The organism is Idiomarina sp. (assembly GCF_019431395.1).
Classification (GTDB): Bacteria; Pseudomonadota; Gammaproteobacteria; order Enterobacterales; family Alteromonadaceae; genus Idiomarina.
The window spans coordinates 1,653,526-1,667,235 of sequence record NZ_CP080268.1 but is presented as its reverse complement, the minus strand read 5'-3'; the positions used below and the strand labels follow the sequence as shown (position 1 = coordinate 1,667,235).

Sequence of the window (13,710 nt, the reverse complement as noted above, 5' to 3'; positions counted from 1 at the left end):
ATGTTACGTCACTCGTTAAAAAAATTGACCCTGGCTGCAGCGGCTTCTTTGCTGGCCATGTCGGCAAGCGCGGCAAAACCGCAGGATCCGATTAATTTAGATCAGTTATTACAACAGTTGCAGCAAGGTCAATTCTCGCAGTCGGAAGAGAATAAAGCGCGTGAAGCGCGTTTCAGGCAGCAGGAAGCACAGCAAGAACAAATCCTGCAAGAGGCCATCGCGCAGCGCAACGCGCTGGAGCAACAAGCGTCAGATTTAGAGACACAGTTTGAAGGCAATGAAACTCGCCTGGCTGAGCTGGAAAATAACCTTGAGCAAAGCATGGGCTCGCTGAAAGAGCTGTTTGGTGTATTGCAACAGGTAACCAGTGACGCGGCGGGTAAGTTCCAGAATTCGGTAATATCTGCGCAATTCCCCGGCCGGGCGGAGCAACTATCAGCACTGGCGGAAAAAGTCGGTAATTCATCTAAGTTGCCGTCGATAGAAGAGATTGAAACGGTCTGGTTTGCTTTGCAAAAAGAAATGACCGAGTCGGGCAAAATTGCTGAATTCAATGCTGAAGTGACTGAGGCAGATGGTGAGAAAGAACAACAACCGGTCGTTCGAGTTGGTAGCTTTAACCTGGTGGCTGACGGTAATTACCTGGAATACAACAGCACTACCGGCAATATTGCAGAGTTAGTGCGGCAACCAGCCGGGCGCTATCTTGATTCGGCAGAGGCGATACAGGAAGTCGATTCGGGCGTGGTGAACTTTGGTTTAGACCCCACCGGTGGCTCAATCTTAGGCTTGTTAGTGCAGGCCCCCAGTTTAAAAGAGCGTGTCCAGCAAGGTGGTACTGTGGGCTATATTATTCTGGCGCTGGGCGTGGTCGGTTTACTATTCGCGCTGGAACGATTTGTATCGCTGATGTTGATTGGCAACAAAGTTAAACGCCAGCTCAAGAAACCGCAGCCGAGCAATGACAACCCGCTGGGTCGCGTCATGCTCATTAAAGACAAATACCCGCAAGCTGACACCGAAACACTGGAACTGAAACTAAGCGAGGGGATTTTACGCGAGGTGCCTAAGATCACCCGTAACCTAACCTTTATTAAAATCATCTCGGTCGTTGCGCCTCTAATGGGTCTGTTAGGTACCGTCACCGGCATGATCAATACCTTTCAGGCGATCACCTTATTCGGTACTGGTGACCCTAAGCTGATGGCTGGTGGTATCTCGCAGGCATTGGTTACGACCGTACTGGGCTTGGTTGTCGCTATTCCAATGACGCTGTTATTTGCGATGTTACATACCCGCAGCAAAAACATGATTCATATCCTGCAGGAACAAGCGTCGGGCATCATTGCGGAGCGTTCTGAGCGAGGAGCATAAGTCATGTTATTCCTCATTGAATTTAGTCACGCGTTACGTGACTTCCTGGAGACCGGCGGCCAGGTGCTGCTGGTCATCGGAATCCTCATCTTTACGATGTGGTTGATGATTTTAGAACGAATTTTTTATTTTTTTCGTGGTCATCGTGCCCGTGTCAAAGATGCACTAAAACGCTGGCAGCAGCGTGAGGACAAGTCCTCCTGGCACGCCGAGCAAATTCGCCAGGCGATGATTTCACGGGTGGCATTGAGTTTAGGCGGCAACCTGCCGGTGATTAAAGCATTGGTAGCACTGTGTCCGTTGCTGGGTCTGATGGGAACCGTAACCGGCATGATCGAGGTGTTCGACGTGATGGCAATTACTGGTACCGGGAGCGCACGTTCAATGGCTTCGGGCGTGTCGAAAGCGACTATCCCAACGATGGCAGGCATGGTCGGTGCTTTATCGGGGGTGTTTGCAGCAACCTGGTTACAGCGCACCACCCGCCGCGAAAAAATGAAATTAGAAGACCGCATTTTACTTGAGCGTCATTAATTGGAGCGCCAACAATGAAACAGCATTTTGCCAACTTAGTGGAAGAAGAAGAAAGCCAAATTGATATGACGCCGATGCTGGACGTTGTATTTATCATGTTGATTTTCTTTATAGTTACAGCGTCTTTCGTCAAAGAAGCGGGTATCGACGTTAACCGGCCGGACGCTTCAACAGCGGTGCAAAAAAGCCGCGCCAATATCCTGGTTGCTATTAGCGAAAATAACGAGATCTGGATTAACAAACGCCAGGTTGATGCGCGAGCGGTGCAGGCAAATATTGAACGCTTATACGCCGAGAACCCGCAAGGTTCGGTGGTTATTCAGGCGGATGAGCAAGCCAATACCAAAACCCTGATTCAGGTAATGGATGCCGCGCGTTCAGCCGGTGTATTTGACGTGTCAGTAGCAACGGACGAGCAGTGATATGCGTTATCTTGCTGCAATTTTAGCTGCCGCAGGCATCACCATTGGGTTGTTCTATCTGATGCAATCGCTAATCAGTGGCGGCGAGGGGGCGATGTCAGAGCCGGTGCGCGGCAGTGTGCTTGATTTTGTGCGTACCCCCGAACCAGAGCAAGTTCAGGAAAAGGAAAGAAAGCCTGAGCGTCCGCCGGAGCCTGAGCAGCCACCGGAAGATTTACCACAGCCACAAATGGACACCAATGTCGAAGCCGATACCGGCGCTGGCTATGACTTTTCGGCCAATGTCGATGCAGCAGCTGATATTGGTAATGGCGCTTCGCTACAAGCCTCTGATGGAGAATATTTACCCATCGTTAAGGTGCAGGCAACTTATCCTCGCCGGGCTTTACAGCGTGGTATCGAAGGTTACGTGGTAGTTGAGTTTACCGTTACCCGGCAGGGCACTGTGCGTGACCCGGTGGTCGTGCAAGCTGAGCCTGAGGGAATCTTCGAGCAATCGGCGCTGGATGCGGTCATGAAATTTAAATACAAGCCGCGGGTAATCGATGGTGAACCTGTCGAAGTCGAAGGCGTGCAAAACCGCATGACCTTTGAAATGAATTAATGGAGAGCGTCATGAATAAACTGTTAAAGACGCTGGCATGTGCGGGTGTTGCACTCTTTGTATCGGCACAACCGGTGCTGGCGCAACAAACAGAACGTGTACCGGCGTTACGCGAGAAAGTTTATAGTCAGTTGGCCCGGGCACAGTCGGTTGCTGACGAGCAAAATAACGCAGCAGGTATTGCTGTGCTGCGTGAGATAGAATCTCGAGCGGATAGCATGAATAGCTATGAGCGGGCGATGCTCTGGAACTTTTTCGGTTTTATGCACTATGACAATGGCGATACGACCAAGGCCATTGAATATTTCGGCAAGGTGGTAAACGAAACGCCAATCCCAGCATCGTTAAAAAAGAGCACCTTGTTCAGCTTGTCGCAGTTAGCATTGAGTGACGGCCAGTACCAAAAGTCACTGACTTACCTCAGTGACTGGAAAACTCTGGCGGAAGAAAAAGAGTTAGCTAAGGCATGGATTTTAGAAGCGCAGGTCTACTATCAAAAAGGCGATTATGCAGCTGCGCTTGAACCGATACAGCGGGCACTCGAAAATGCAGTAAAGGAAGGCGATATAGCTAAAGAAAACTGGCTGATTCTGGCACGCGCAGTGCACTATGAGCTGGGTCAAACAGAAGGCGTTGCGCGTATGCTCGAACAGTTAGTGGTTAACTACAGTAAACCCGAGTATTGGTTACAACTAGCCGGTATTTATGGCCAGCTGGAACAAAATAAAAAGCAACTGGCAGTTTTAGAGGCGGCTTATCAGCAGGGTTTTGTTACTAAAGCCAGCGATATTCGCAATCTGGCGCAGGTATATTATTTGAACGAATTACCCTATGAAGCTGCGCAGTTGATGCAAAAATTCTTTGCTGAGGGTGTGCTTGAGCGTAACCTGAGTAACCAAAAATTTTACGCGCAAAGTTTAACGCAAGCCAAAGAATATGACGCGGCAATAGTAGCTTATCAAACCGCTGCTGATTTGGGCGACACAGCAAAAATGCTGGCTCAGGCTGCTCAGTTAGCTATTAACATAGATAACAACGAGCAAGCGTTGCAGCTGGCTAAACAGGCATTGTCAGCGGGCGACGTTAAAAGCCCGGGCAACCTTTATCTGGTGCAAGGTATGGCTCACGTAAACAACAAAGATTTTGAACAAGCAGTTACAGCATTTGCCCGTGCCGCCGAATTTGAGGCAACGCAAGCAGCAGCTCAACAATGGGCAAAATATGCTAAAGCTCAGGAAAAATATGCTCAACAAATGGCCAACATTGACATCTGAGTGACATCTAAAATTCATTCAATTGTCACAATGTCATAAAGCTGTCATAAAAAAGACATAACATGGACACAGATTAGCAATGATTCTGTAACCTCATCTATTTTGGTTTATAACCATTCAGATGAGTTTAACGCTCCATTTAATAAAGTTCAGGCAGGGTCTTTTTATGAACAAGCTTTTAGGTATCGCTGCGTTGGCAGCATTAAGTGTTCCATTCGCAAGTCCTTCACTTGCGCAAGACAACGACGCGTTGACAGTTTACGGTCGCGCCAATGTGTCATTGCAGAGTAACGACGAAGGTAACGGTGCCGAAACCGAAGTGGTCAGTAACTCCTCTCGGTTTGGTTTTAAAGGCTTTTCCGAGTTGAATGACGAGCTGGAGGTTTTTTACCAGCTTGAATTTGGCATTGACTTAGCGGACTCCAGCGACAACGATGACGCCGTGAGTAACCGTAACCAAGTTGTTGGTTTGCGGGGTGGCTTTGGTGAGGTGATGATTGGCCGCTACGATACCCTTTTGAAGGATTCGCAAGGCAGTGTTGATCAGTTTAAAGACTACGAAGCAGACCTAAAAGCGTTGTTCCGTGGCGAGAACCGTCCTGATAATACGCTAACCTATTACTCGCCGAGTTATAACAACTTTAGTGTTGGTGTCACCTATGTCGCATCAGAAAACGACGCCGTAGACGATGGCGTTTCATTCGGGCTGTTATACGGTGATGACAAACTTAAAAAGACCAACTTTTATGCGGCGCTGGCTGTTGACCGTGATGTAGCCGGTTATGACATCGAACAGTTTAGTGTGCATACGAAAGCGGGTGACTTTAAGCTGGGTGCAGCGCTGCAGCAATTTGAAAGCACCAATGGCCAGTTTGATGGCGACGGTTATTTATTGAGTGCGGCCTACCCCTACAATAATTGGGTTTTCAAAGGGCAATATCAATCGGTCGATGAAAGCGGTGATACTGACGCCTCCTTCTCAGCAGGCGCTGACTATTTCTTTAGTGGCGACACCCGTGTTTACGCCTGGTATACCGGCCGCGAGTGCGACATTCAGGCCTATGCAAGCCGAGGTTGTGGCGCATCGCCGGGTGTCAGTCAGGACTACTTTGCTGTCGGTATTCGCCACGACTTTTCTTGGTAACGCGTCACTGACTGCAGTAGCCTCTATCCTCGATAGAGGCTACACTGAGCCCTGTAGCATTTAACAGGGGAGTTGTTGTTATGATCAATCTGGCTGTTCTGGGCATTTACCTTTTGATTGGTCTGGTGATAAAACGTGCGGGAAAATTCCCCGACAATACCGCACAAGTGCTTAATCTTTATGTCATTTATGCTGCGCTCCCCGGGGTAATTTTTACCAAGATCCCATCACTTGAATTCTCTACTGATTTATTAATTCCGGTGATTATCCCCTGGGTACTGTTATGTATCAGTGCGGTTTTTATTTACGCGGTCGGTCGCCTATTGGGTTGGAGTCGCAGCATTATTGGCGCGCTGCTAATTTGTGTGCCGCTGGGTAATACTTCCTTTTTTGGTTTCCCGATGATCGAGGCGTTTTATGGCAGCGATGCGATTTTGTATGGTCTGCTATATGACCAGTTTGGCTCTTTCTTTGGCCTGGCCATATATTCGACCGTGATTATTGCACTATTTGCTGAAGGCGCCGAGGGTGAGACTGCCAGACCCACTGTGCTGGCGATTGGCAAAAAAATAATCTTGTTTCCGCCCTTTATTGCTTTGGTTATCGCGTTATTTATCAAAGACCTGCAGTATCCGCCAATATTTGCTGAATTAGTGCAGTCGCTGGCGGTGACGCTGGTACCGGTGATTATGGTAGCGGTTGGGTTTCAGCTTAAATTCAGGCTGCCAAAGGGTAGTAAAACCCCCTTATTTGTTGGTTTAGTGACCAAGCTTCTGTTAATGCCCTTAATCACTATTGGCTTACTGTGGGCATTCGGTTTTGAATCACAGTTGGTGCAAGTCACGGTATTTGAAAGTGCTATGCCGCCTATGATTACTGCAGGTGCAGTAGCCATCATGGCAGGCCTGGCGCCGAGTCTGGCTGCCGCAATGGTAGGTTATGGCATTCTGTTTGCGTTCGTGTCACTGCCGCTTTTCTACCAGTTATTACAGTGGCTGGCATAAAATGTTGTCATAAAAGTGACGTGTTTTCATAAAAGTGTCATATTAATTGTTAATAATCAGGGCATCCCAACAGTGCAGGAATCCCTAAATGTCACGCAGAATATTAATTGTTGAAGATGAGGCTCCCATTCGCGAAATGTTAAGTTTCGTGATGGAGCAGCATGGCTATCAGGCAGTGGAAGCCAAGGACTTTGACACTGCGATAAGTAAAATTGCCGAACCTTACCCCGATATGGTGTTATTGGACTGGATGCTCCCTGGTGGCTCGGGTATTCAGCTGGCAAAAAAAATAAAGGGTGATGATTTTACCCGTAACATTCCTATTATTATGCTGACCGCTCGCGGTGAGGAAGAAGACAAAGTCAAAGGGCTGGAAGTAGGGGCAGACGACTACATCACTAAACCGTTCTCGCCAAAAGAATTGATGGCTCGGATGCGGGCAGTTTTCAGACGTGTTGCGCCAACGGTGTTGGATGAGCCACTTGATTTTGAAGGCTTAAAACTAGATCCTGTTTCGCATCGTATATCGGCTAATGACAGAAGCATCGATATGGGGCCAACCGAGTTTAAGCTATTACATTTTTTCATGACTCACCCGGAGCGCGTGTACAGCCGCGAGCAATTGCTTGACCACGTATGGGGGACCAATGTGTATGTTGAAGATCGCACCGTCGATGTTCACATCCGCCGTCTACGCAAAGCACTGACCGAGCACGGCTATGATCGTCTAATACAGACGGTTCGTGGTGTCGGTTATCGCTTTTCAAGTCGCTAACAGGTATTAACAGGGACCGCGCAATTCATGGACCGTGATTACTCAAATTTGATGGCTGTGCGCGGCCTGCTGCTTTACCTGATTCCCTTTGGTGTCATTGGCTGGCTGTTAGACTTGTTTTGGCCGGTACTTACCTTTGCACTTGCCGGCCTTGTGCTATGGCATTATTACTACCAACAACGGTTAACTAAATGGTTATGGAAAAGCCGTAACCTTTTGCCACCAACCGCACCGGGTAGCTGGAGCTATATTTACGATGGCATTTATCGCAACCAACGTCGTAGTCAGTATCGTCGCAAATCGCTGGCGCGGCTGTTACGCCGATTCCGCGAAGCTGCCGAAGCGCTTCCTGATGCAGCCATTGTTTTTCGTAAAGACGGCTCGTTATTGTGGAGCAATAAACTAGCCCAGTTTTATTTCGGCTTGCGTTGGCCGGAAGACGCTGGCATGCGATTATCCAACCTGATTCGTCACCCGGAGTTTTTTGTTTACCTCAACAAGGGTGAATTTGGTGAGGCGTTAACCATACCATCCCCCGTGCGCGATTCCTTAGATATCGAAATTCGCGTTATGCCATACAGTGATGACCAGTTTTTATTGGTGGCACGTGACGTGACGCAGTTAAAGCAGCTCGAGAACTTGCGCCGCGACTTTGTTGCTAATGTTTCACACGAATTGAAAACCCCACTGACGGTGTTACAGGGATACTTAGAGATGCTGGATGATCCGCAGCATACGCCCCCTGCAATGACAGCCAAAGCGGTAGAGCAAATGCAGCTACAAAGCGAGCGGATGAAGAACTTGGTTGACCAGTTATTGCAGTTATCCCGCATGGAAACGCCGAGCCATGATGTGTTTGATCAAGTGGTTGAGATGCCAGCACTAATTGGCGAGCTACGTGCTGAGGCTGAAAAACTGGCAACTGACAAAGCATTGCAACTGACCTTTGATATCGAACCGATTAATGTTTACGGTAAACGCGACTTGCTGCGCAGCGCAATGCAAAACCTAATCACTAACGCCATACGTTATATTCAGGACGAGGGTCATGTGCGGGTTACCTGGCGGCGTGTTCGCGATGAAGTTGAATTTAGCGTTGAAGATAACGGCCCGGGTATCGATGGTGAACATTTACCGCGTTTAACTGAGCGCTTTTACCGGGTCGACGCCGATCGTAACAGTGAAAATGGTGGCACCGGGCTCGGGTTATCGATCGTTAAGCAAGCGCTGGAACATCACAACAGCCATTTAGAAGTTAATAGTAAACCAGGCGCCGGTTCGCGTTTTTGGTTTCGCTTGTCAGCAGGTTTAATTCAAAACCGCAAATAATAAAGTGGCATCACAAAAGCTTTAAGAATCTGTCATATTTGTCATCAAACTGTCACATTGCTTGCCTATACTCTCATCATCGAAACAAACTCATCAATTCGATGATGACTAAGAGGTGAACACAATGTTCAAATCATTAAAATCCTTCAGTAAATCATTTTCAGTTGTTGCTTTAGCGGGCGGCGTGGCATTTAGCGGCGCAGTGGCAGCTAATACCGATGACCTGCCGGAATACAATAAAGTGTCTGGTCTGTCTGGTAACCTTTCATCAGTTGGGTCTGACACATTGGCTAACATGATGACCTTCTGGGGCGAAGAGTTTAAACGCATGTATCCCAGCGTTAACATTCAAATCCAGGCTGCCGGTTCATCTACTGCACCGCCAGCGTTAACCGAAGGTACGTCAAGCTTTGGCCCAATGAGCCGGGCGATGAAGTCGAAAGAAATCGAAGCGTTTGAAAAGCGTCATGGCTATAAGCCAACGGCTGTGCGTGTTGCTATCGACGCCTTGGCCGTATTCGCGCACAAAGATAATCCTATCGAGGGTCTTTCTATTGCCGAAGTTGATGCAATCTTCTCTTCTACCCGCAAATGCGGCGCCAGCAAGCAAGTTAACCGTTGGGGCGATTTAGATTTAGACGGCGAATGGGCAGGTCGTGATTTACAGCTTTATGGTCGTAACTCGGTATCAGGTACTTATGGCTACTTTAAAGAAGTCGGTTTGTGTGATGGTGATTTTCGTTCTAACGTTAACGAACAGCCTGGCTCGGCTTCAGTAGTGCAGTCAGTTTCTACTTCTTTGAATGCGATTGGTTACTCTGGTATTGGTTATGTTACCTCTGGCGTTAAAGCAGTACCTATTGCCAAAGGCGAAGGTGAAGACTTTATTGCGGCGACACGCGAAAACGCATTGGCAGGAAAGTATCCACTAGCACGCTTCTTGTACGTATATGTAAACAAGCACCCGAATAAGCCTCTGGGTAAAGCAGAAGCTGAATTCATGAAAATGATTCTGTCAAAACAAGGCCAGGATATTGTCAATAAAGATGGCTATATCGGTCTACCCAAAGCGGTTGTCGATGCTGAACTGGAAAAACTTGGTTTAAGCCACTAAATTATAAACCTTTTAGAAGGCCGGCATCCCATTTGAGGTTGCCGGCTTTTTATATTTTTACACTTTGGTGAACAAAATATGACAGCACTGTAACAGTACTGTCATAAAACTTTACTAAACTAGTACTCAGTTAATTTAGAGTCACTTTAAATACTTGAGGTCACGATGGCGACACAATCTGCCCAGCAGTTATCTGCCAATCGCACGCGGTTGTTTAAAGACCGATTTGCCCGCTACGGAGTTACCGCTGGCGGCATTATGGTGTTGGTTGCACTGCTTTTGATCTTTTTCTACCTGCTTTATGTGGTACAGCCGATTTTCGAATCGGTTAGCCTTAAAAAAGTAAATGAATTTAACTTGCCGCAAGCGCAGCAAGTTGAAGCGGTGGGGATGGAAGAACAAGCAGAAATCGGTTATCGCTTTTTGCAGAGCGGTAAATTAGAGTTTTTCGCATTAATTGACAAAAACGAACGTCAAGCCGGCGACATTTTGCTTAGCGAGCAGTTTGCTGATGCGGATACCATCAGTAGTTTTGCGAAAACCTTACCGGTCAACAAACAGTACGTTTATGGTTTAAACGACGGCAAAGCTGTGGTGGTTGAACCAAAATTCAACGTGACCTTTCCTGAAACAGCTGCAACTGCCGCTACCGACCGTGTTGAGCGGATTATTACCCCGCGCTTTGAAGTGAAGAATGATGGTCAGCCTTTGGTCATTGATGAGCAACAACGTGCTTTGCAAAAACTTGCCTACGAAACTGATGGCGATGGAATGTTGTTTGCGGCGTCCGTGGATAGCAGTACGTTGCTGATCACGCATTTTGTAGCCGAAGAAAACTTTATGACCGGTACGGTAACACTGACGCCAAACTACACTGAAATTCCGCTTAACAGTGCTATTGATGACATTGTGGTTACGCCGGATCTGCGCCAGGTGATGGTGCGCCGTGAAAATCGCGTGCATATATTTGATATATCGGTTAGTGGTGAAGTTAGTGAACGCGATCTACTACCGATGCGCAAAGGTGAACTTGGTAACGCAACCGGAATGTACTTGTTGGCTGGGGCGTCGTCTATCCTGTTAACCCATGATACCGGTTTGGTCTCACAATGGTTTGAAGTTCCCGGTGACGAAGGTCGCCAATACCAGTATATTCGCCAGTTTGATGCGGGGTCACCGGTAACTGATGTTGAAGTGGAATACTATCGCCGTACGTTTTACACCTTGTCTGAGAATGGTGAATTAAACATTTTTCATACCACCTCAGAAGCTGACTTATACCAGGGCAAACCTGCCGAAGTCGACGTTGAGCGCGTGATGGTTGATCCGCGTGCAAATTATCTATTGATGAAAACGGCGTCAGGGTACAGCTTATTCGATGTTGATAACGAACATCCGGAAGTAACCTGGAGTGGCATATGGCAGGAAGTCTGGTACGAGGGTTATCCTGAACCTGATTACACCTGGCAGTCAACCTCGGGTTCGGATGATTTCGAATCTAAATTTAGCCTGGTGCCCATTTCATTCGGTACCATTAAAGCCGCGGCCTACGCGATGCTATTCGCGGTGCCGATTGGCCTGGCTGCTGCAGTCTATACGGCTTACTTTATGTCCCCTTCGGTGCGTAAATTTGTTAAGCCAACGGTCGAAATTATGGAAGCACTACCGACCGTTATCCTGGGCTTTTTGGCGGGCCTATGGCTAGCGCCGTTGGTCGAGGCCTATTTGCCCGGATTTGTCGCTATATTAATTTTAATACCGACCTCCATAATCGCCATGGCGGCTATCTGGAGTCAGATGCCGACCAACATCAAGTCTAAAGTGAATGACGGCCGTGCCAGCTTGTTGCTGATACCGGTTGTATTGTTGATGGGCTGGTTATCTTTCGAGATGAGTCCGTGGATAGAACAGGTGCTGTTTGACGGTGATGCACGTCGCTTTATAACTAACGAGCTTGGCGTGACCTTTGACCAGCGTAACTCTCTGGTGGTTGGTATTGCTATGGGCTTTGCGGTTATTCCGACCATTTTCTCGATTGCCGAAGACGCCGTATTCAGTGTGCCTAAACATCTATCTAATGGCTCGCTGGCACTGGGCGCTACGCCATGGCAGACACTGACTAAAGTGGTACTGCTGACAGCCAGTCCGGGTATTTTCTCGGCGGTTATGATGGGATTAGGCCGAGCGGTCGGCGAGACCATGATTGTGTTAATGGCGACAGGTAATACGCCGATCATGGACTGGAACATCTTTGAAGGTATGCGCACCTTGTCTGCCAATATCGCGGTCGAGATGCCTGAATCAGAAGTGGGTAGTTCGCACTACCGGATTCTGTTCCTGGCAGCGTTTGTGCTGTTTATTTTCACCTTCTTCTTTAACACCATTGCTGAATTTGTGCGCCAACGTTTGCGCGACAAATACAGCTCAATGTAATCCGGACTTGAGGTTTAACAATGAAAAAGTGGTTTAGAACCGGCAAACCCTGGATTTGGCTAACCGCAGGCTCTGTTAGTATCAGCCTGGTCGCGGTCATTGGGCTGGTGATCATGATTGGCTGGCGCGGCTTGTCCTTTTTCTGGCCATCAGCGATTCACGAGATGGATGTAAAGCAAGCCGACGGCGGCACTAAGCACATCATCGGTGAAATCTATGACAGCGAAATAGTACCGACCACGCGGTTGCCGCAGTCTATGGTCGAGTTGGCTGAAATTGAGTCAGAAACAATTACTCGTTACCTGATGAAAATTGGTAACCGCGAATACGTGCCGCTGGATTTTACCTGGGTATTGGAATCGTTGGTGACCGAAGACACCACCCCGGCCGATTTAGCCGTTATCGAGCGCAGTAAAGACGGTAATTTTTACGGTCGTATTACGGCGATTACTGAACAAGGTAACGTGATTGCCCGTCAGGGCGATGCCGACTTCCGTGAGGTGCTGTTTGAGCGCGTGGAACGCGCGGTCGAGCTGAACGAACAGGCGATGGGCTTACAGGAAAGCGAAATTGCCTCGGTTAACTATGCCATGGGCGAGCTGGAACTCGAACGTCGACGGCTGCAACTTGAAGGTAAGTTAACGGATGAGGCTGTGGCATATCTGCAGGAACAGCGTGAAAAGTTGCAACAGGACTACCAGGTCTATGAGGAGCAACTGTTTGATTTGCGTGAGCAGGCTCAGCGCGACACCTTGCTGGTAAAAGACTTTCGCGGCGAGGAAGTCATGGTACCCATGTACCGGGTGCTGGATGTAAACTTCCCTAACGACATGGGATTTTTTGCCAAAGTAGGACACTTCTTCCAGCAAGTGGGTAAATTTGTCAGCGAAGATCCACGCGAAGCGAATACCGAGGGCGGTGTTTTCCCTGCTATCTTTGGTACAGTATTTATGGTGTTGCTGATGTCCGTCATCGTGACGCCGTTTGGTGTGGTGGCTGCTGTTTATCTGCACGAATATGCTGGTAAAAACTCGATCACAAAGTTAATCCGTATCGCGGTGATAAACCTGGCCGGTGTACCATCCATTGTTTACGGTGTATTTGGCCTGGGCTTCTTTGTCTACATGGTCGGTGGCAGCCTTGACCAGGTGTTTTATCCGGAAGCCTTGCCGAACCCAACGTTTGGTACGCCGGGTGTACTATGGTCTGCAGTAACGCTGGCGATACTGACTTTGCCGGTGGTGATTGTATCCACAGAAGAAGGCCTGTCGCGTATTCCCAGTACCTTGCGCGAAGGCTCATTAGCGTTGGGTGCGACGAAGTGGGAGACCATTTGGCGGATTATTATTCCGATGGCATCGCCGGCTATTATGACCGGTTTAATCCTGGCCGTTGCGCGTGCAGCGGGTGAGGTAGCACCGTTGATGCTGGTCGGTGTGGTTAAATCAGCGCCGATGTTGCCGGTTGACGGTAACTTCCCGTACTTCCATCTTGACCGTAAATTTATGCACCTGGGCTTCCATATCTACGATGTCGGCTTTCAGAGCCCGAACGTGGAAGCAGCAAGACCGCTGGTTTATGCCACCTCGTTCTTGTTAATTACGGTCATTGTTGGACTCAATTTAACGGCGATCAGCGTGCGTAACCATTTACGCGAAAAGTATCGTTCGCTTGAACACTAAGTTTGAATTGTCGAGAAGGTT

At 48.3% G+C, this 13,710-nt stretch carries 12 protein-coding genes; all 12 read left to right on the top strand.

Going from position 1 to position 13,710, the window contains the following annotated elements; all coding sequences use genetic code 11:
• The 12 genes from KZ771_RS08170 to pstA all read left to right on the top strand — a co-directional run bounded on the left by KZ771_RS08170 (window position 1) and on the right by pstA (window position 13,689).
• Window positions 1–1,374 (top strand): MotA/TolQ/ExbB proton channel family protein, encoded by a 1,374-nt coding sequence (locus KZ771_RS08170; protein ID WP_290652824.1) that lies wholly within the window; start codon window positions 1–3, stop codon window positions 1,372–1,374.
• A 3-nt stretch (window positions 1,375–1,377) separates the two neighbouring features.
• Window positions 1,378–1,908, top strand: coding sequence for a MotA/TolQ/ExbB proton channel family protein (locus tag KZ771_RS08165; protein WP_133538921.1), 531 nt, complete (start codon window positions 1,378–1,380; stop codon window positions 1,906–1,908).
• 14 nt (window positions 1,909–1,922) lie between these two features.
• On the top strand, window positions 1,923–2,330 hold the full coding sequence (locus tag KZ771_RS08160; RefSeq protein ID WP_133538920.1) for a biopolymer transporter ExbD: 408 nt from the start codon (window positions 1,923–1,925) through the stop codon (window positions 2,328–2,330).
• Window position 2,331: 1 nt separating this feature from the next.
• Window positions 2,332–2,934: an energy transducer TonB gene (locus KZ771_RS08155; RefSeq protein ID WP_133538919.1), complete on the top strand. Its 603-nt coding sequence runs from the start codon at window positions 2,332–2,334 to the stop codon at window positions 2,932–2,934.
• 11 nt (window positions 2,935–2,945) lie between these two features.
• Window positions 2,946–4,208: a hypothetical protein gene (locus KZ771_RS08150; protein ID WP_290652822.1), complete on the top strand. Its 1,263-nt coding sequence runs from the start codon at window positions 2,946–2,948 to the stop codon at window positions 4,206–4,208.
• A 166-nt stretch (window positions 4,209–4,374) separates the two neighbouring features.
• A complete protein-coding gene (locus KZ771_RS08145) occupies window positions 4,375–5,352 on the top strand; it encodes a porin (RefSeq protein WP_290652820.1) in 978 nt (325 codons plus the stop codon).
• An 80-nt stretch (window positions 5,353–5,432) separates the two neighbouring features.
• Entirely contained in the window at window positions 5,433–6,356 is a 924-nt protein-coding gene (locus KZ771_RS08140; protein ID WP_290652818.1) for an AEC family transporter, read from the top strand.
• A gap of 88 nt (window positions 6,357–6,444) precedes the next feature.
• Window positions 6,445–7,131, top strand: a complete 687-nt coding sequence (gene phoB / locus KZ771_RS08135; protein ID WP_133538915.1) for a phosphate regulon transcriptional regulator PhoB — start codon at window positions 6,445–6,447, stop codon at window positions 7,129–7,131.
• 27 nt (window positions 7,132–7,158) lie between these two features.
• Entirely contained in the window at window positions 7,159–8,460 is a 1,302-nt protein-coding gene (gene phoR, locus KZ771_RS08130; protein WP_290652816.1) for a phosphate regulon sensor histidine kinase PhoR, read from the top strand.
• A gap of 124 nt (window positions 8,461–8,584) precedes the next feature.
• The gene (locus KZ771_RS08125; protein WP_290652814.1) at window positions 8,585–9,574 is read left to right on the top strand and encodes a phosphate ABC transporter substrate-binding protein; all 990 of its coding nucleotides are present in this window, start codon (window positions 8,585–8,587) and stop codon (window positions 9,572–9,574) included.
• 165 nt (window positions 9,575–9,739) lie between these two features.
• Window positions 9,740–12,007 carry an ABC transporter permease subunit gene (locus KZ771_RS08120; RefSeq protein WP_290652812.1) on the top strand — a complete coding sequence of 756 codons (2,268 nt, stop codon included), beginning with the start codon at window positions 9,740–9,742 and terminating at the stop codon, window positions 12,005–12,007.
• Window positions 12,008–12,027: 20 nt separating this feature from the next.
• Window positions 12,028–13,689, top strand: a complete 1,662-nt coding sequence (gene pstA, locus KZ771_RS08115; RefSeq protein ID WP_290652811.1) for a phosphate ABC transporter permease PstA — start codon at window positions 12,028–12,030, stop codon at window positions 13,687–13,689.
• Window positions 13,690–13,710: the final 21 nt, after the last annotated feature.

Coding starts and splice junctions, on each gene's coding strand:
- KZ771_RS08170 (WP_290652824.1), top strand. CDS start 1: ATGTTACGTCACTCGTTAAAAAAATTGACCCTGGCTGCAGCGGCTTCT.
- KZ771_RS08165 (WP_133538921.1), top strand. CDS start 1,378: ATGTTATTCCTCATTGAATTTAGTCACGCGTTACGTGACTTCCTGGAG.
- KZ771_RS08160 (WP_133538920.1), top strand. CDS start 1,923: ATGAAACAGCATTTTGCCAACTTAGTGGAAGAAGAAGAAAGCCAAATT.
- KZ771_RS08155 (WP_133538919.1), top strand. CDS start 2,332: ATGCGTTATCTTGCTGCAATTTTAGCTGCCGCAGGCATCACCATTGGG.
- KZ771_RS08150 (WP_290652822.1), top strand. CDS start 2,946: ATGAATAAACTGTTAAAGACGCTGGCATGTGCGGGTGTTGCACTCTTT.
- KZ771_RS08145 (WP_290652820.1), top strand. CDS start 4,375: ATGAACAAGCTTTTAGGTATCGCTGCGTTGGCAGCATTAAGTGTTCCA.
- KZ771_RS08140 (WP_290652818.1), top strand. CDS start 5,433: ATGATCAATCTGGCTGTTCTGGGCATTTACCTTTTGATTGGTCTGGTG.
- phoB (WP_133538915.1), top strand. CDS start 6,445: ATGTCACGCAGAATATTAATTGTTGAAGATGAGGCTCCCATTCGCGAA.
- phoR (WP_290652816.1), top strand. CDS start 7,159: ATGGACCGTGATTACTCAAATTTGATGGCTGTGCGCGGCCTGCTGCTT.
- KZ771_RS08125 (WP_290652814.1), top strand. CDS start 8,585: ATGTTCAAATCATTAAAATCCTTCAGTAAATCATTTTCAGTTGTTGCT.
- KZ771_RS08120 (WP_290652812.1), top strand. CDS start 9,740: ATGGCGACACAATCTGCCCAGCAGTTATCTGCCAATCGCACGCGGTTG.
- pstA (WP_290652811.1), top strand. CDS start 12,028: ATGAAAAAGTGGTTTAGAACCGGCAAACCCTGGATTTGGCTAACCGCA.